10 protein-coding genes and 1 riboswitch are annotated in these 18,929 nt (G+C 58.8%); of the genes, 3 read left to right on the forward strand and 7 right to left on the reverse strand.

From position 1 onward, the window contains the following. The first annotated feature begins 370 nt into the window (after positions 1-370). On the forward strand, positions 371-7,924 hold the full coding sequence (locus tag B3759_RS11495) for a Hint domain-containing protein (RefSeq protein ID WP_291366040.1): 7,554 nt from the start codon (positions 371-373) through the stop codon (positions 7,922-7,924). 114 nt (positions 7,925-8,038) lie between these two features. Here the strand turns inward: B3759_RS11495 and B3759_RS11500 are convergent, their stop codons facing one another. From B3759_RS11500 to ribD, 5 genes are read right to left on the reverse strand one after another with little or no spacing between them, the layout of a single operon-like run. Further along, a complete protein-coding gene (locus B3759_RS11500) occupies positions 8,039-8,437 on the reverse strand; it encodes a hypothetical protein (RefSeq protein ID WP_291366041.1) in 399 nt (132 codons plus the stop codon). Between the two features lie 19 nt (positions 8,438-8,456). Next, positions 8,457-8,939 carry a 6,7-dimethyl-8-ribityllumazine synthase gene (gene ribH, locus B3759_RS11505; RefSeq protein WP_232876834.1) on the reverse strand — a complete coding sequence of 161 codons (483 nt, stop codon included), beginning with the start codon at positions 8,937-8,939 and terminating at the stop codon, positions 8,457-8,459. A 27-nt stretch (positions 8,940-8,966) separates the two neighbouring features. After that, positions 8,967-10,250 carry a 3,4-dihydroxy-2-butanone-4-phosphate synthase gene (ribB, locus tag B3759_RS11510; protein WP_291366083.1) on the reverse strand — a complete coding sequence of 428 codons (1,284 nt, stop codon included), beginning with the start codon at positions 10,248-10,250 and terminating at the stop codon, positions 8,967-8,969. Between the two features lie 8 nt (positions 10,251-10,258). Beyond that, the gene (locus B3759_RS11515) at positions 10,259-10,861 is read right to left on the reverse strand and encodes a riboflavin synthase (protein WP_291366042.1); all 603 of its coding nucleotides are present in this window, start codon (positions 10,859-10,861) and stop codon (positions 10,259-10,261) included. A gap of 8 nt (positions 10,862-10,869) precedes the next feature. Next, on the reverse strand, positions 10,870-11,916 hold the full coding sequence (gene ribD, locus B3759_RS11520; protein ID WP_291366043.1) for a bifunctional diaminohydroxyphosphoribosylaminopyrimidine deaminase/5-amino-6-(5-phosphoribosylamino)uracil reductase RibD: 1,047 nt from the start codon (positions 11,914-11,916) through the stop codon (positions 10,870-10,872). Between the two features lie 97 nt (positions 11,917-12,013). Further along, a riboswitch (FMN riboswitch) is annotated at positions 12,014-12,167 on the reverse strand. Between the two features lie 185 nt (positions 12,168-12,352). Between ribD and B3759_RS11525 the strand changes: the two genes are divergently transcribed. Together B3759_RS11525 and B3759_RS11530 are read left to right on the forward strand one after the other, a co-directional pair. Continuing rightward, the gene (locus tag B3759_RS11525; RefSeq protein WP_291366044.1) at positions 12,353-13,273 is read left to right on the forward strand and encodes an alpha/beta fold hydrolase; all 921 of its coding nucleotides are present in this window, start codon (positions 12,353-12,355) and stop codon (positions 13,271-13,273) included. Between the two features lie 130 nt (positions 13,274-13,403). Continuing rightward, positions 13,404-14,330, forward strand: coding sequence for a LysR family transcriptional regulator (locus tag B3759_RS11530; protein WP_291366045.1), 927 nt, complete (start codon positions 13,404-13,406; stop codon positions 14,328-14,330). 37 nt (positions 14,331-14,367) lie between these two features. Here B3759_RS11530 and wrbA read toward each other — a convergent pair whose 3' ends face one another. Together wrbA and putA are read right to left on the reverse strand one after the other, a co-directional pair. Next, complete coding sequence (gene wrbA / locus B3759_RS11535; RefSeq protein WP_291366046.1) at positions 14,368-14,967, reverse strand: NAD(P)H:quinone oxidoreductase; 600 nt, start codon at positions 14,965-14,967, stop codon at positions 14,368-14,370. Positions 14,968-15,141: 174 nt separating this feature from the next. Next, on the reverse strand, positions 15,142-18,792 hold the full coding sequence (gene putA / locus B3759_RS11540) for a bifunctional proline dehydrogenase/L-glutamate gamma-semialdehyde dehydrogenase PutA (RefSeq protein ID WP_291366047.1): 3,651 nt from the start codon (positions 18,790-18,792) through the stop codon (positions 15,142-15,144). Between the last annotated feature and the right edge of the window lie 137 nt (positions 18,793-18,929).

The following is an 18,929-nucleotide window of genomic DNA, read 5'->3' on the forward strand; positions in this document are numbered from 1 at the left end:
GACGCCCGGGTTGCAATAATCTCGGGCCCTATTCGCAACGGCCTTATACCGCACCGCCTTTGCCCGTCCGGAATCAGTCTGGATGCGGAGAGATGCCCTCCGGCTTCTTCCATCATTACTGAAAATGACGCTGGCCTAACTGCTCACACCCAGTGATCGCGGCACCTGCTGGCCGCCATTTCTCTCTCGCCCGAAAGACCTGCCTAACAGATTACGATCACCGTTCGCTGCCAACAAAACCACTATCCGTTAACTTTTTCACGGTACCTGAACAGACAGCGTCAGCAAATTTTTTCTCTTTTCCGGCGAGTTTGACCGCCTTCTTCTCGGTGCAGCAAACCCCAAACACGCAAGAGTCAGGTTACGATTCATGACGGCTATCACCAGTGGCAATTCAGCGACCAACATCGCCGTCACTGCCGCTGATCCCCTGATTGTCGAACATGGAGCGACCGCCACAACTCCGACCATCAGCATTGGTGGTATCGCCGAGGTTTCGGGAGTCGTCGTTTCCGGAACCGTCCTGTCCGGCGGGTCCTTGCAGATCATGTCCGGGGGCGTGGCGAGCAACACGACCATTTCCAGCCAAGGATTGGAAGTCGTTAGCAGTGGCGGCCTGGAATCCGGGGCGATCGTCCAGTCTTTCGGAATAATCGATATTGCCAGCGGGGGCGTGGCATCCGCCATCCAGCTCAATGCAGGCGCGGACCCGACTTATTACAACAGCAATGGCTATACGCCCGACGGCGCGAACGTCGTCAATCTGAGCTCCGCCGAGTCTGCCAGCGGGCCGCTCGCCGCAAAAGTCGAAAGTGGCGGACTATTAAACAGCGCCACGGTCGGCGATGCCTCAGTCATCGTTTCTTCTGGCGGAAGTGCTGCCAATATCATCATGCAGTCCGCCAACCTCAGTGGTCCGGCGTGGAACAACGGCGTCTATGCCCTTATCACGGTCAGTAGTGGGGGCTCCATCTCCAACATCTCCGTCGGCGATAATGACGAGATTATCGAATATGGATCGGAGGCCAATATTACCATTGGGGGCAATGGCGCCACCAACCTTCCTGCTGGCTATTCAGGCGGCCGTGTAACCAACACCTATGATGCACTGGAATCTCCCACGGCGCTCGCCCGGAATGATACCGTTTCCAGTGGCGCCGCTCTCATGGTCTCCCAAGGCTCCGCTCTCGACACGACGGTTACCGATGGCGGCATATTCGTCATTACGTCAGGCATGGCTTCCGGTGTCACCATTACCACCAGCGATAGCGATGCTGCCCTTGCCTCCCTGCAGGATGCTGAAGCGAATTTCGACGGAGGCACAACAAGTGACGTCACAGCCCATTACGCCTATCTACATGCCCACGGAGCCTCGACGACCGTCACTGGCGTCACGATAGATTCCAGCGGCTGGCTGAATGTTGACAGTCAAGGCACGGTCTTATCCACAACACTGACAGACGGCGCGTCTGCGACAGTCAGTGGCAGCGCACGCTTGGAGAGTGGCAGTGCTGCAGGAAACGGCACATCGCTCACTGTCTCAGGCGCGACCATCAGCGATTTCCAAATCAGCGACAGCGGCACGGCCACGGTCTCATCAGGCGGCTTACTGAAACAGACCATTCTCGATACGAACGCCTCAGCATCGGTCCTGTCTGGTGGGCAAACCGTTTCAACCACACTTTCAAGCAGCACTTCAGAAGAAGTTGCAAGCGGTGGCATGGCAACCGCCACGGACCTTCTGAGTGGCGCCATGCTTTCCATCGATGTCGGTGCAGGTTTTGCGGCGGATGGCACTGTGGTCAACAGTGGCGCTGCTTTCACTGTCAACTCTGGCGTTACAGCCCAAAACACCACCATTTCCCGTGGCGGAAACGTATTCGTCCTGTCAGGAGGGACGGTCAGCGCAACGATTCTGGCTTCAGCTGACACCAGCTCCGGTCAGGCGTACATGGATGTCGAAAGCGGCGCAACGGCTTTCGACACACAGATCAATCCCGGCGCGATTGTTTACATAGAAAGCGGTGCTGTCGACAGCGACACCATTATAGGCGGCAGTCCCAGTGCGGTACGGGCCCTTCAGGTCATGTTGGGGGGAACTTCCTACAATTTGCAGGTCCTGGAGGATGGTTTTCTCATTGCAGGTCAACAGGGAACGGCAGTCGAGCTTTATAATCCCACGGCCTCCGGCAATCAGGCGACCCTTTACGTAGATGTCCACGCAACGGAATATGGTGGCGTTGTAAAAGATGGTGGCAAGCAAATTCTCTACGGCGTTGTCAGTGGCCTGACGGTCTCAAACGGCGGCGTGCAGAACATCCTGTCCGTGGCCCTGGTGCCCACGCAGGCTTCGGCTGTTGGCGATATTATCGATTCGGGCGGTCAGGTCCTTCAGGATGGTGGCTATGTCGAAAACGCCGTCATTTCTTCCGGCGGCATTCTCTCGCAAACTTCTGGAATCGCCTCCCAATATGGCGGCGTTGCCATAGCGACACAGATCATGGATGGCGGATCAGCCATCATCGGCACCATTGGCTCGGCAACCGTTGTTTCATCGGGCGGCACGGAAGTCATCCAGTCCGGTGGCCTCGAAAGCGGTGGCACAGTCAGCGGCGGTCTTCTGACCATCAGTTCCGGCGGCTCGGCCGTTCACACCACCATCTATGACGGCGGATTGGCCGTAGTCTCCAATGGTGGTGTGATCAGCAACACGAATCTGTCCGGACCTACCGACACACAGGCGCAAAACACCACCTTATGGATCAGTTCCGGTGGATCGGCCTATGGTACGACTGTGTTCCACGACCAAATGATCGTTGATTCAGGAGCCTACGCTTCCGGCATCACACTCGATCAGGCGGGCATGACCATCAGCGGTGCGGTTGATGATCTGACAGTCAATGCTCAGAACAGCAATTATTATGGCGTATTTGTTGAAGGTGGCACCGTTTCCAGCGCAACGATACTGAGCGGCGCCGGTATCGCTGTCTCGGACAACGGCTCGATCCATAATGATACAATCGGAAGCAACAGCATGGAGTTGCTGCTTTCTTCCAACGGCGGAGGAGCGACATCCTATGATGCTGACATCCTGTCCGGCGGCCTGCTTTCCGCATATAACGAGGATGTCACTGTCATTTCCGCGACTGTCGAAGGCGGTGGAAAGCTTCGGGTCACCCAGAACGCCGTAGCAAACGCCGCGTCTGTCAGCGGCACGATGGCAGTCGATAGCAACGGCTCCGCCATTGACACACAGATTTTGGCTGGTGGCATGTTTACGGTGGGCGATCCCTCTCTTAGCGAGAACGCGATCATCTCCTCCGGCGGAACGATGATCCTCTCCTCCGGTGGCATCGGTAGTAACACGCTGGTGCAAGCCGGTGGACAGGAAACCGTATCGTCAGGAAGCGTTGAGAGCGGCGGTACGGTCAGCGGCGGGCTGCTGACCGTCAGTTCCGGTGGATCCACCGCCAGCGTCACCTTGTCGGCCACCACAGTCGTCCCTGTGCTGCTTGTGGAAAATGGAGGATCCGTCTCCGGCACTCTCGTTACACAATCTGCCGTTGCGGTCATTAGCGGTCTCGCCGCAAACACTACCGTCTATGAAGGCGGTAACCTCAGAGTGGGTTCTCAGGGCGTCACCAGCGACACATTCATCAGCGGCCCTTCAGACACAGAGTCAACACATCCCGGCTTGTGGGTTAGCGCAGGGGGATCAGCCTGCGACACCACCGTCTTCCACGACACAATGGTTCTCGATGCGGACGCTCAGGCTTCCGGCATTACGCTCAATGATGCGGGAATGACCGTCAAGGGAACGGTTGATGACATAACAATCAACTATCAGAATTCTGCTGTTCCTGCATATGGTCTGTTTATCGATGGCGGAACCGTATCCGGTGTCACTGGATCCCAGGCCCATATTGAAGTTTACGATAATGGTTCGATTTATAACGATAAAATCGAAAGCGGCAGCGTAGAATACGTCTACAGCGCCAGTGGCGCTGGAACATCGTATGACGCCGATATCCAGTCCGGCGGGCGTCTTTCCACGTTCAATGCGGGCGCGCAGGTCATTTCCGCAACAGTTGAAGTCGGAGGAACGTTTCAGGTCAAGGATCAGGCGCTGGCAGACAACGCTTTTGTTAGCGGTACGATGACCATAAACAGCAACGGCTCCGCCACCGACACACAGATTCTGGCAGGGGGCCAGTTCATGGTTGGAAGTGGGTCGCTAAGCGAGAACGCTGTTGTCTCTGCCAGTGGGGTGATGACCGTTTCCTCCGGCGGTGTCGGCAGCGCCACGCTGGTGCGGTCGGGTGGCACGGAAACCGTGCTGGCCAATGGCCTCGAAAGTGGTGGCGCGGTTAGTGGGGGCACCCTCATTGTGGCGAGCGGGGCGAGCGCCAGCTCAACGCTGGTCGCCGACAATGGTATCGCACTGGTCTCCGGTTCCACGACTTCCGATACCATCAGTGGCGGGCAGGAAATTGTCTCATCGGGTGGCAGCGCGTCTGACGCCACCATCGAGGGCGGCGGCACGCTCACCGTGCTCGATCAGGCGCAGGCCAGCACCGTCGCCGTGGCGAGCGGCACGCTTGCCCTCAGCGGCGCTGGTGCTTCCGCCACGTCCGTAACTCTCGATCCCGACGGCCAGATCACCCTCGCCGACGGGGCTGTTCTCAGCGGCGACGCCTACAGCGCCGGCACCATCACCGCGCAGGATGGAGGCACCTTCGAGAGCGCCACCCTCTCTGACGGCGCTCAGGCAGGGGCGACCTCCGGTGGCACGCTCTCCGCCGTCACCGTGCAGTCGGGGGCCCAGCTTACCATCTCCTCCGGCGGTGTCGGCAGCGCCACGCAGGTGCAGTCCGGCGGCACGGAAACCGTGCTCGCCAGTGGTCTCGAGAGCGGCGGCAGCATCAGTGGGGGCACCCTTGTCGTGTCTTCCGGTGGATCGGCTTTCGATGTTTCAGTGACCGCCGCTTCATCATCCGTGATGCTGGTTGTGGAAAGCGGCGGCCTGCTGTCTAGCGTGACCGTCGCAGCCTCCGCTGTAGCGAATATTACGGGAAGCGCCGTTTCCACCACAGTTCATGATGATGGCGTCGTCGCGGTGACCTCCGGAGGAGTGGCCAGCAATACAGTCGTCAGCGGTTCCACCAATCCGGAAGGGAACAACGACAGTTTCTGGGTCAGCGCCGGAGGAACCGCCTACAGGACGAGCGTGTCTCATGACATCATGGTCGTTGATACGGGTGGACTCGCTTCCGGCGTCACCCTGACGGACGCGGGCCTCATCCTTCAGGGTTCGGCTGATAATCTGACGTTCAGTGAAGCGAACGTCAGTGACTACGCCGTCTATGTCGATGGCGGAACGGTCACAAATCTCACGACATCGAACAAAGCCACACTCGTTCTTGACGAGAACGGCGCGATTTCCGGCAATACGATTGCGACTGGCGGTACGGAAAGTATCTACGGTCTGTCCGGTTCTGGCGGCACCGTGTCTGGCATCGACATCCAGATCGACGGCATGCTGTCCGCCAGTGGCGACAACGTCGACATTGTGTCAGTGACGGTTGCGATGGAGGGACAGCTCCATATCACCAGCGGCGCTCTGGTGAGCAGTGCGTCTGTCAGCGGCGGCACAATGTACGTCGCCGACAACGGCACAACCCGCGATACGCAGATTCTGCCCAACGGATATCTCACGCTGGGCGATGGGGGTCTCAGCGAGGAGACGACTCTCTCTTCAACCGGAATGATGACCGTCTCATCCGGCGCCATTGGCAGCGATACGCTTGTAGAAGCCGGCGCGAATGAAATCGTTCAGGCCGGTGGACTTGAAAGTGGCGGCACGGTCAGTGGTGATCTGCTACTTCATGGCAGCGGGGCAAAGGGTGCGCAGATCAGCCTGCTCGACAGCGGCATGCTGGATGTCGCAGGCAGCGCCGTCATTTCCGGACTGAACGCCACCAACGGCACAATCCGCGTGGAAACCAAAGCGGAAATCGATGACATTGCGATCCAGAGTGGCACACTCACGGTCACCAGTTCCAGCATTGTTTCCAGCGGCTCGCTGTCCGGAAGCGCCTCTTTTACTCTTGCGTCCAGTGCTTTCGCCCAGGATCTGACCCTGACAAGCGGTACGGTCACCAGCGTGACAGGCGGGGCGCTTCTCAGTGCGACACGACTGGCGTCTGATACCATCACCACCATCATCTCAGCCGGCTCGGGCTACGACCTGACGGTGTCCGGTGGACAGCTCATCGTCTCGGGAGGTGGGCTTGTCAGCGCAGCGACGGTCACTGACCTAGGCGACACCCATGTCTATGGCGGCCAGGTTTCCAGCGTCACGCTTGCAGGCGGCACGATGGAGATTGATGACGACGGCTCCGCCATCGCCACACAGGTTCAGTCCGGGGGGCAGTTCGCGGTCGGTGATCCCTCCATCAGCGAGAACGCAGTTGTCTCTTCCGGTGGTGTGATGACCGTCTCCTCGGGGGGTATCGGCAGCAACACGCTTGTGGAATCCGGTGGACAGGAAATTATCTTTTCCGGAAGCCTAGAGAGTGGTGGCACCGTCAGTGGCGGGCAGGAAATCGTCTCATCGGGCGGCAGCACGGCTGACGCCACCATCGAAGGCGGCGGCACGCTCACCGTGCTCGATCAGGCGCAGGCCAATACCGTCGCCGTGGCGAGCGGCACGCTCGCGCTGAGCGGCACTGGTGCCTCTGCCACCTCCGTCACGCTCGACACCGACGGCCAGATCACCCTCGCCGACGGGGCTGTCCTCAACGGCAGCACCTACAGCGCTGGCACCATCACCGCACAGGATGGTGGCACCTTCGAGAACGCCACCCTCTCTGGGACTGCTCAGGCCGGGGCGACCTCTGGCGGCACGCTTTCCGCCGTCACCGTGCAGTCCGGCGCGCAACTGACCGTCTCCTCCGGCGGTGTCGGACAGGGAGTAATCGTTAATTCCGGTGCGGCTTTACAGGCTGAAGCGGATGCCACTGTCGACAATACGACAATCGGTAGCGGTGCCCTGCTCCGGATTGATAGCGCCACAATCAACAGTGATACGAATCTGACGTCCGGTGGGTCCATCGAACTACTGAATACGTCATGGTCCGAAACGGACACCATCAGTTTTACCGACGACATTCTGACGATTGATGATAATGGCACAGAGATCATCATCAATCTGTCTGCGGCTGACGATGTCTACCTCACCAAGGACTTTGTCCTGTCACAGGCAGATACGGACCCGCTTTACGCCAACAGCAATGATATTCTCGTCACGCTCGCACCCGTAGCCTGTTTCTGCCGGGGCACCCTGATCGACACAGAATTCGGTCCGATGCTGATTGAAAACATTCTGGAAGGAACAGGTATTCTAACGCTTGGTGGTGTAGAAGCGCTAAGATGGAAAGGCGTCAGACGCTATAGCCACAGGCAGATGGCTCTTGGCGTGGAACTGCGGCCTCTGGTCATAAAGGCTGATGCGCTGGGTGAGGGTCGTCCCCGTCGGGACCTTCGTGTTTCACAACTGCACATGCTTTACATTGATGGTCTGTTCATCCCGGCTGCAGCCCTGATCAATGATCGCACCATCTTCATTGAGCAGAATTATTCAGAGATGGACTATTATCATCTCGATATCGGCACCCAGAACATCATTTTTTCTGAAGGTGTGGCGACAGAATCCCTGACGGACGACGATGCATCACGCCGTGGTTTCGATAATTATGACCAGCATGTCGCCGCCCTGCCCTCTTCTGCTGATATGGTCATGGCTGCCCCGTTGATAAGGGAAGGCGAAGTCATCGCAACACTTCAGGCACGCTATGCATGGCGTGCCGCCATCCTTGACATTCCTTTGCAGCGGGTGCCTGAAAACGATCTTCTCTTTCTTTAAAAGATCATTTCGCAATCAGGGTCAGCGCAACAAAGTTTCCTGAAAAGAACTCAAACAAGAACATTCATGAGAAATAATCCCTGTATAGCAGGGATATTTCAGACAGAGCCTATCTCACCGTTTTGAAGATGAGGTCGGCACATGTTCGCTCTTGTAAGACTGCGGTTCAACAGCCTTTGCAATATGCGGCAAAGTCGGTGCATCCGGGGCATTACGCGGCGTCAGTACGGATCGATAGGGACCACCAATCCGCTCCGGGCGGGAAGACCGTGTATTGCCGCTCTTTTCCGACGTGTCAGAAGGCGTCGTCTGGATTGCCCCTGTCGGTCGCATGGATCTTGAAGAGCCGCTCTGACGATAGCCCTCGGTCCGGCTGGCCGTCGAGGACGCACGCCCATTATAGCGGCTCTGCGCATCCGCAACATTGGACTGGAACACCATGCCAGAGATCAGAACCAGACCTGAAAGCAACCCGGCAAAAGAGCTGTTTTTCAAAATACGTTCGCACGCCATGATGTTCCGCTTCCCTGTTTCAGCCCTTGATACGACGCAGCAGCGCAATCGACTCAACACAGGCGGCAGCAGCTTCACGCCCCTTGTTGTGCTCATCCGCACGCGAACGGGACACAGCCTGAACCTCGGTATAGGTCGTGAGGATACCGAACGCGATCGGTGTTTCCGTCGCCAGCGAAGCCTGCTGGATACCGACCGTCGCACCAAGGCTGATAAACTCGAAATGCGCCGTGTCACCCTTGATGACGCAACCGAGACAGATCACGCCTTCATATTTACCGGTCTTCGCCAGTGTCTGAGCCAGCAGTGGCAGCTCGAACGCACCCGGCGCGAGGAACACATCCTCATCCGCAACTGAAATGCCATGCTCGCCCAGCCACTCGATGGAACCGTTACGCAGACCGCCTGTCACGTCCTCATTGAAACGGCTTACAACCAGCGCCAGACGCGGAGCCGGTGTCAGGTGAAGGGAAGGCATGGATTCAGGAGAACGTGTGCTCATGTCAGAGAAAAACCTTTTCGAAGAAAATCAGCGAACGACTGCCGGTGCAGGAACGGATTCCGCCTGCAGGGCATGGCCCATGCGTTTTCGCTTGGCGTCGAGATAGGCGCGGTTGAACGGATTGGGCGTCACTTCCAGCCCGATGCGCTTACGCACGGTGAAACCACGTTCTTCCAGCGCCTTGACCTTGGAAGGGTTGTTGGTCAGCAGATCCAGCGTCGTTACACCCAGATCGCGCAGAATGGCTGATGCCGCCGCCCAATCACGCTGATCGGTCTCGAAACCGAGTTCGTGGTTGGCGTCGATCGTATCCAAGCCGCGATCCTGCAAGGCATAGGCTCGAATCTTGTTGCCCAGACCGATGCCGCGTCCCTCGTGCCCGCGGACGTAAAGCAGCACGCCGCTCTCCGCCTGCCCGATTTCACGGAGCGCCTTCTGAAGCTGATTACCGCAGTCACACCGCATCGAACCGAGCGCATCACCTGTCACACATTCGGAGTGCATCCGCACGAGCGGCACAGCACCCTTCGCCGCCGGATCGCCTTTGACCAGCGCCACATGCTCCACACCCTCGGCGTCACGGAAAGCGTGAATCATCAGATCCTCACCACCATACACCGTCGGCAGACGCGCCTCGGCCAGTTCCGCTACGACAGAAGCGGACACCGGATCGACATCCACGTTCTCACTCAGGACGGGCGACGTTCCATGCTGGCGCACCCAAGCCGTCAGTTCGGCAATGGAGACGATCGGCAGATCATGCTTGCGACCGAACACTTCCAGTTCCGGCCGACGCGCCATTGTGCCGTCTTCACTCAGGATTTCACAAATCACGGCCGCAGGAGCGCAACCCGCCAGACGGGCAATGTCGATGGAGCCTTCCGTGTGACCGTCACGCTCCAGAACGCCGCCGGGTGCTGCACGCAGCGGGAAGATATGTCCCGGCGAGACAAGGTCTGTCGGTTTCGCATCCGGCGCAACGGCGGCCAGCACCGTGCGGGCGCGATCATGAGCGGAGATACCGGTCGTCACGCCTTCATTGGCCTCGATGGACACCGTGAAAGCGGTGCTGCGCGGGGCATTGTTGACCTTCACCATCATCGGCAGGGCAAGCTGCTCGACGCGCTCCGGCGTGAGCGGCAGGCAGACGAGACCACGCCCGTGCGTCACCATGAAGTTCATTGCCTTTGGCGTCATGAACTCGGCAGCCATGACGAGATCGCCTTCGTTCTCACGGTCCTCGTCATCGACCATGATGACCATGCGACCCTCACGGATTGCCTCGACCGCCCGCAACAGCGAGAGAGGCATCCTGTCTTTTATCGATACTGACATACGCTCTCCACATATTTTGCAATCACGTCGACCTCGACATTCACCGGATCACCCGATGAAAGCGCGCCCAGCGTGGTGTGGTCCCATGTGTGGGGAATGATCATCACCTCGATGGTGAATTCCCCATCCTTTGGCTCGCTCACGGCGTTCAGCGTCAGGCTGATGCCGTCCAGCGTGATCGATCCCTTCTCGACCATGTAACGACGCAATGCTTCCGGCACTGCGAAAACCAGCTTTCGGGCATCGCCCACCAGATCCGCCGTGCAGAAGGTCGCTATGCCGTCCACATGACCCTGAACGATATGACCTGAAAGGCGCGTGGCGGGTGTGACGGCGCGTTCCAGATTGACGCGCGCGCCTTCCTTCAGCCGCCCGAGCGCCGTGCGATCGAGACTTTCCGAACTGACAAAGAAGCGGACGCGGCCTTCCTCATTAAACTCTGTCGCCGTCAGGCAGACCCCGTTCACGGCGATGCTCTCGCCGAGGATCACATCGGTCATTCCCGTGTCAATATCGAGGATACAGGACGCATTTCCCGACTGAACCGCTGCGACCGTCCCCAGATGTTCGATGATTCCTGAAAACATACGTCCTCTCACACACATTCACTGCGACCAGCGAGCACAGCCCCGGCCAACTCATCAAAGAGGGCCAGAGGTGTCGCATCATGACGCCGTTCAACTGAAAAATCCTCGTTACCGTCAGGACGTACCGCAATCCGCAGCCAGTCATCCCACAGGTTCCGCCCCCGCAATTCACCGAGCAGCGTTGGGCCGGCTTCCACCAACGCCCACAGCACACCCGCTTCCGCCAAGCGCTGCGGAACTTCTTCGACAGAATCAGAAAAGATCACGTCGAAGCGACGTTCCGCCATGCTCAGCCAGTTCTGCGGCACTTCCCGCGAGCGGGAACAGACAACCAGCATACGAGGTTTCCGACCCGTGTGATCGTCAATGCGCCGCACATCCAACCCCGGCAGATCAGCACGAACGGTTCCACCAGCCGTGACGACCGCATCTGTCGCACGACGCAGACGATGCGCGAGATCCAGAGCCGCATTGGATGTAAAGGTTGTCCGGCCTGTGGGCGGCACCATCAGCCCGTCGATATTGACGGCCTGCTTCACCGTCAGCCACGCGCGCTGTTCCACGCTCCAGCGAATGAACGGCGCGATCAGCCCCTGACACTGCATAAGCAGAGTGGGACCGTCGGGAATATGGTGCTGTTCACGTTCCAGCCAGCGTACTTCACGACCGTCCGCTGCCAATCTGGCAGCGCCACCACCAGCCACTTTCGGGTTGGGATCAGCGCAGGCAATCCAGATCGTTTTTACCGGTGTCGCCAGCAACCCTTCTGAGCAGGGCGGCGTCCGGCCCGTGTGGTTGCAGGGCTCCAGAGTGACAATGGCTGTAGCGATACGATCAGTCAGACCGCGTTCGGCGCAGGATCGCAGGGCATTAGCTTCAGCGTGCGGCGTTCCGGCCCGATGATGCGCCCCCACAGCGAGGATTGCTCCCTCCGCATCAAGCAGGGTGCAGCCGACAGGCGGGTTGGGTGCGGTGGCGCCAACAAAACGGCGTGCTTCCGCAATCGCCGCATGAAACGCTTTTCCTGCCTGAAGATATACAGAACGATCGGTCATTCACCTCGTCCGCCACCACGACACACAACACACACGTCGAATCAGGGCGGACGCACGGCAGCACTCACAGGACACACTACGGGTGTCTGTTCTGCTCCGCTGTTCTCTCTCATCCGGACTATACCGTCGACTCCGGAATCACACCGGATCTGCTGACCCTCCCTCATAAGAAGGAGGCGCTCGCGGGCTTCCGCTTCCTTTCGGGAGCGATTACCGCCGGTGGGGAATTGCACCCCGCCCTGAGAACGTCTCCAACTATGTGACCCTGAATCGGGAAAATGCAAGAGACTTTTCATGAAGCGTCACTTCACAATGATTTAACTATCGCGGTTTCGCCCTGAATTGTCTGTTTGCCGACATGCGTGCCAGACCGTTGCCAGAAAGAAACATCTGTGATGCGGTGTCTGCCTCGTTATGCAGCCAGACAGGAAACGTCATGCTCCTTCACACCGTGCGCACCTCCATGCGCAACCTGCTTGCCGTAGGAACCGTGTTGATCGCCCTTGCCTCGAGCGCCAGCGCCCAGACCGACACGGCTTCGGGCGTACCGTTGTGGAAAATCCTTCCCCCGACGCCCGTGGCCCTGTCCGCTGACGCCAACGGTCTGCCGGTCCAGAGCGGTCATGTCCGCATGGATGACGGTGCGAAAATCTATTACGCGCAGGCAGGAGAAGGCGAACCCGTTCTGCTGCTGCATGGCGGCCTTGCCAACTCGGACTATATGAGCGGTCTGGCCCGCGCCCTGCTGGCGGCGCACTATCAGGTGATCGTCGTGGACTCCCGAGGTCACGGACGCAGCTCACTCGGCAAGACACCGATTGGCTACGACCGTATGGCCGATGACGCCGTAGCGGTACTCTCTCACCTGAAGATTGAGCGTGCGGCGATCGTTGGCTGGAGCGATGGCGGCATTCAGGGCATCGACCTCGCGCTGCGTCACCCCGACCGTATCACCCGCGTCTTCTCCTTCGCGCCGAACATCACCACGGACGGCGTGGACACCTCGGCGGAAAATACCCCAACAGTGAAAGCGTTCATCGCCCGCACGAAGCAGGAATATCGCCATCTCTCTCCGTCACCGGGACGCTTTGGGAAATTCGAGGCCAGTATTGAGCATATGTGGTCGGACCAGCCGAACTGGAGCGATGCACAGGTGGCGGCCATCACCACACCGATGTGGATCGTGGACGGCGATCATGACGAGATGATCCATCTCCCGCACATCCAGCACATCGCGCAGGTCATTCCTCAGGCCGGACTGCTGATCCTGCCGAACACCAGCCACTTTGCGTTCCTTCAGAACCCGGAACTGTTTTCGGAAACAGTGATCAATTTTCTGAAACTTCCGACACCGTAAGGCCCTGGTCGGTCCTCTCCACCCGGACAGGGCCGATCAGATGAACACAGCGCATCGCTGGACGCATCCTCTCCACAGTGCCATCACGGACCCGTCTCCGTGATGGTCACAAACAAGGATGCGAACAGCCATGCGCCTGCCGGATTTCGAAGCCTGGGCCATTTTCGTCAAGGTTGCCGAGCACGGTTCATTCGCGAGAGCCGCTGAGGCCATTCAGCTTTCCACACCTACCGTTTCCAAGGCTGTCAGCAGGCTGGAAGCCCATCTCGGTATTGCACTGTTCAACCGCACCTCCCGCCAGCTTTCACTGACCGAGACCGGTCGGGACACGCTGCTCCATGCACGACGCATGCTGGCGGACGCTGAAGCTGCGGAAAGCGAGGCCCGTGACAGCACGCGCATTCCTTCCGGCGTCGTCAGGATCGCAGCCCCGATGACATTCGGGACAGAGCATCTCTCTCCCATGCTCCCTGCCCTGCTGACCCGCCATCCGGACCTTGAACTCGACATTCACTTCAGCGATGCGCTGACGGATCTGGTTGCGGATGGATTCGACATGGCTATCCGTATCGCATCCCTCGCGGACTCAACTCTGAAAGTCAGAAAACTCTGCTCGGTGCGACTGATGCTCGTCGCAACACTGGCCTGGTGTGATCAGGTCGGCTCCATCACGCATCCGGAAGACCTCTCAAAACTGAAAGGCTTTGTCTACACCAACACAAATACACCCGGCAGCCTGAAACTGATCCACCAGAATGGCGATGTTTTCATGTTATCCCAGCAGGCCCTGATACGTGCTAACAACGCAGAAGCCTTTCTGCCGTCTCTGGAAGCAGGTCTGGGTTATGGGCTTTTTCCAGAATTCATGATCTGGGAAGGAGTGCGGGACGGTCGCTTCATTCCACTTCTACCCGAATGGAACGTCCCGGCGATCGGGATCTATCTGGTCACGCCTCCCAGCACACGCCGCCCACTGCGGGTCACTGCGGTCATGGATTATCTGACGCAGGCCTTCACCACCATGCCTTGGGCGCAGGAGAGCGTCTCCTCCGACTGAACGCGGGACATGGCATCAACCATGCCCCACTCGATAGTCAGCCGACCAGTTTGGCCGCGATCCCGGCGACATGACCACCCAGATATTTCGCGCCGTCCAGTTCGATGGCACTTGGCTGACGTGAGCCATCGCCTGAAGCGATGGTCGTCGCGCCGTAAGGCGAACCGCCAGCGACCTCGTCCACCGTCAGCTGTCCCTGAAAACTGTAAGGTAGTCCTGTGATTACCATGCCGTGGTGAATAAGATTGCTCAGGATGGAATAGAGAGTGGTTTCCTGACCACCATGCTGGCTGGCCGTTGACGTAAACGCCGCGCCAACTTTCCCCAGCAGAGCGCCTTTTGCCCAAAGACCGCCGGTCTGGTCCCAGAAATTCGCCATCTGGGAAGGAAGGCGTCCGAAGCGGGTCGGTGCGCCGACGATGATGGCGTCATACTCGACCAGTTCCGCCGTCGTCGCGAGCGGAGCAGCCTGTTCCAGCTTGAAATGGCTGTTTTTCGCCACTTCTTCCGGCACCAGTTCCGGCACACGCTTTACAGTGACGTCTGCTCCAGCAGTCCGCACCCCTTCCGCCACGGCGTGAGCCATCGTTTCGATATGGCCGTAGGAGGAATAATAAAGAACGAGAACCTTGGTCATGGCGATCACCTGTCAGCAAGTCGGTCTCAGACGACCCGACCGGCCCCTGATCCTTCCGACGTTTTCAGCCTCGCACCATATCCTGCCACCCGTTCACGACCAGCGAAAAACCGGAAACGCTGCGCTTCCGGTTTTTCGCTTTTGTCTCACGATGAAGGTTTTTTGGAGCCGCCTTCACCCCAGAGTCATCAGGCTGGCGTTTCCACCTGCCGCCGTCGTGTTGGTGCTGCGGGACTGCTCCTCCAGCACGCTTTCAGAATGTGGCAGTGATGTTCCGGTCAGATAGGCCGAGACAATCGGCCCATTGCCCTCCGCCAGTTCCTTGCGAGCCTGACGGAAAGCGGCGTTGTCTTCCTCACCCAGCAACACCGCACAGGGTTCCGCAGTCGCACTCGTCACAAGGCGGATAAACGGTTTCAGTCTGAAAGGCAGCGTCTCGATCCATCCCGTCAGCTCAGCGGGCGCAAGAATCAGCACCTCGTTGCCTCCCGACAGGGCAAGTGAAATCTGGTCAAACAACCCTTCCTGCGTGACGGGGATACACAGCACCGCACCACGCGCCGTCAGACGATACAGGTTCTGCTCACCAACCGGCCCGGGCAGGACGCGCTCCTCACCAAACAGCGAACGACTTGAACAGTCACGGGAAACCTTCTGGGCTCGCACGTCACCTCGACCGCACAGCCAGTCTGTCCACATCGTCTTTTCCGGTGTCACCTGACTGACGCCTTCTTTTTCGATAGCAGGAACTTCAGCCAGCAGGCGACGCAGGATCAACGGACCACCGGCTTTCGGCCCTGTGCCAGACAGTCCACGCCCGCCAAACGGCTGCACACCGACGACAGCGCCAATGGTGTTGCGATTGACGTAGAGATTGCCAGCATCAATCCGCGACAGCACGTGCTTCACCATGGAATCCAGACGGGTATGCAGACCAAATGTCAAACCATAGCCAGTATCATTGATGTCTTTCAGCAGGTCATCCAGCCGGTCACGCTGATAGCGCACCACATGCAGAACGGGACCAAACACCTCCGGACCGATTTCGCGGATGCTGTGCACCTCGATCAGAGTTGGCGGGACAAAGCTGCCATTCGCGCACTCTTCAGACAACTTCAAGGAAGTGACCGGCGCCTTACGCTTGCGGAACACATCAATATGTTTCGTGATTCCTGCCGCAGCTTCCGCCGTGATGACCGGCCCGACATCGCAGGACAGTTCCGCCGGATTGCCGATGCGCAGTTCATCCATCGCACCGCGCAGCATGGTCAGGACGTGATCGGCACAGTCTTCCTGCACACAGAGAACACGCAGTGCCGAACAACGCTGACCTGCACTATCAAAAGCGGACGCCAGCACATCGACAACTACCTGTTCCGCAAGTGCAGAAGAGTCGACAATCATCGCATTCTGACCGCCCGTTTCAGCCACAAACGGAACAGGCTGACCTGTGGCTGTGCGACGACCTTCAAGCTGGCGATTGATCAGTTGCGCCACCATCGTCGAACCGGTGAACATTACGCCCATCACACGCTCATCGGCTACGGCGGCGGCTCCAACATCTCCTTCGCCCGGCAGGAGGTGCAGCACATCCACAGGAACGCCAGCTTCGTGCATGATCTTCACGGCCTCGGCTGCAATCAGCGGTGTTTCTTCAGCCGGTTTCGCGATCACCGCATTGCCTGCCGCCAGAGCGGCCGAGACCTGTCCAAGGAAAATCGCCAGCGGGAAATTCCACGGGCTGATGCAGGTCACCACACCCAGCGGCTTGTGCGTATCGTTGTTGAAATCACGCTGGATGGTTGCGCCATAATAGCGCAGGAAATCGACAGCCTCGCGCACTTCAGCCACGGAGTTCGGCAGGGATTTTCCCGCCTCGCGCCCGAGAAGAGCCATGAGCGCCGGATGACGCTCTTCCAGAATATCAGCGGATTTTGCAAGAACAGCAGCCCTCTCGGCAGGGCTCTTTGCAGCCCATGCCGTCTGCCCTTTCACGGCGGCATCGACAGCCTGCGTCACCACCTCCGGCGTCGCCCAGACGATCGATCCCACAACATCGCGTCGGTCAGACGGATTGGTCACATCCTGTTTCGGACCCGCGGTGATCGTTTTGCCTGAGACAATCGGACCGGCCTCCAGTGTGCGGGGCGCATTACAGATGCCGGCATCCAGTTCGGACAGAACGCGCTCGTCAGCCAGATCCACACCCGCCGAGTTTGTCCGCTCCGGCGTAAACATATCTGCCGGCTTGCGAATTTCCGAATGCGGCGCACCATACGGTGTGTAGCGCCGAGCGACCTCAATCGGGTCTTCAATCAATTTGGCGACAGGAATGGCAGTATCGCCAATCTGATTCACAAAGGACGAATTCGCACCATTTTCCAGCAGACGACGCACGAGATAAGCGAGCAACGTCTTGTGCGTGCCGACCGGCGCGTAAATGCGGGCCGGACGGTTCAGCTTGTCCGCACCGACCACCTGCCGGTAAAGCGGTTCGCCCATGCCATGCAGACACTGAAACTCGTAGGAACCGACATGGAAGTCCGGGCCTGCCAGCGTGTAGATGGTCGCCAGCGTGCGGGCATTGTGCGAGGCGAACTGAGGGAAGATCGCATCCCGCGCATCAAGCAGCTTACGGGCGCAGGCAATGTAGCTGATGTCCGTGTGACACTTGCGGGTATAGACCGGAAAATCGCTCAGTCCCTCGACCTGCGTTTTCTTTATTTCGCTGTCCCAGTAAGCGCCTTTGACCAGACGCACCATGATGCGATGCTTCGTCCGACGCGCAAGGTCAATGATGAAATCCAGCGCAAAAGGCGCACGCTTTCCATAAGCCTGCACGACAAAGCCGATGCCGTTCCAGCCTTCCAGTCCCGGCGTGGCGCACAGCGCTTCCAGAATATCGAGCGACAGATCGAGACGCTCCGTTTCCTCGGCATCGATGTTGATCCCGATATCGTAGCGCCGCGCCCGCAGCACGAGATCCTGCACGATCGGCAGCAGCTCATTCATCACCCGGTCGCGCTGGGCACGGGAATAGCGGGGATGCAGGGCCGACAGCTTGATGGAGATACCGGGACGTTCATAAACATTCGCACCCTTGGCGCTCCGCCCGATCACATCAATCGCCTTAATGTAATCCTGCCGGTAGCGCTCGGCATCGGCGGCAGTGTAAGCCGCCTCTCCCAGCATGTCGTAGGAATAGCTGAAGCCCAGCTCTTCCAGTTTCTGACTGTTCCTGCGGGCCTGTTCGATGGTCTGCCCCAGCACGAACTGCTCGCCCATCAGGCGCATGGCGGCATCGACGGCCTTGCGCACGACCGGCATGGAACTGCGCTCGACAAACCCCATGAGCGCGCCGGACAGACGCCTCTCATCATGGTCCCCCATGAGCCGACCGGTCAGCGCCAATCCCCATGCCGCCGCATTGGCGAACATCGGCTTGCCGCGCGCGACATGCGAGAGCCAGTCGCTTTCCCCGATCTTGTCCTGAATCAGCGCGTCGCGTGTCGCCGTATCGGGAATACGCAGCAACGCCTCGGCGAGGCACATCAGCGCCACACCTTCCACTGTGGACAGGGAAAACTCCTGCACCAGCGTTTCGACAAGTCCCGGATTCCGACGGGCGCGCAGCGTCTCCGTCAAACGGGAAGCGACGCCGGTCGCGGCAGCATTCTGTTCATCCGTCAGGGTCGCGGCGGGGGTCAGAGCCTCGACACAGGCGGCTTCAGGCTGGCGAAAGGCGTTGATGATGGCCTTTCTCAGCGGCGGCAGGGATGCAAAGTCTGAAACGGAGGCTGAGTCGGAAAGCTGTGTTGCTGTCATGGGAGCGACATTCCAAAAGGCCGGCCAGCGTGTCAGCCCGGATACGATGCTGACCCATCTGGTTGCGGTATCACAATGATAATTTCTCCCATGTCATAGAAATATAATCACTGCAATATATTATATTATAGGAGGTG

It is taken from the genome of Acetobacter sp. UBA5411, from assembly GCF_002409645.1.
Lineage (GTDB): Bacteria > Pseudomonadota > Alphaproteobacteria > Acetobacterales > Acetobacteraceae > Acetobacter.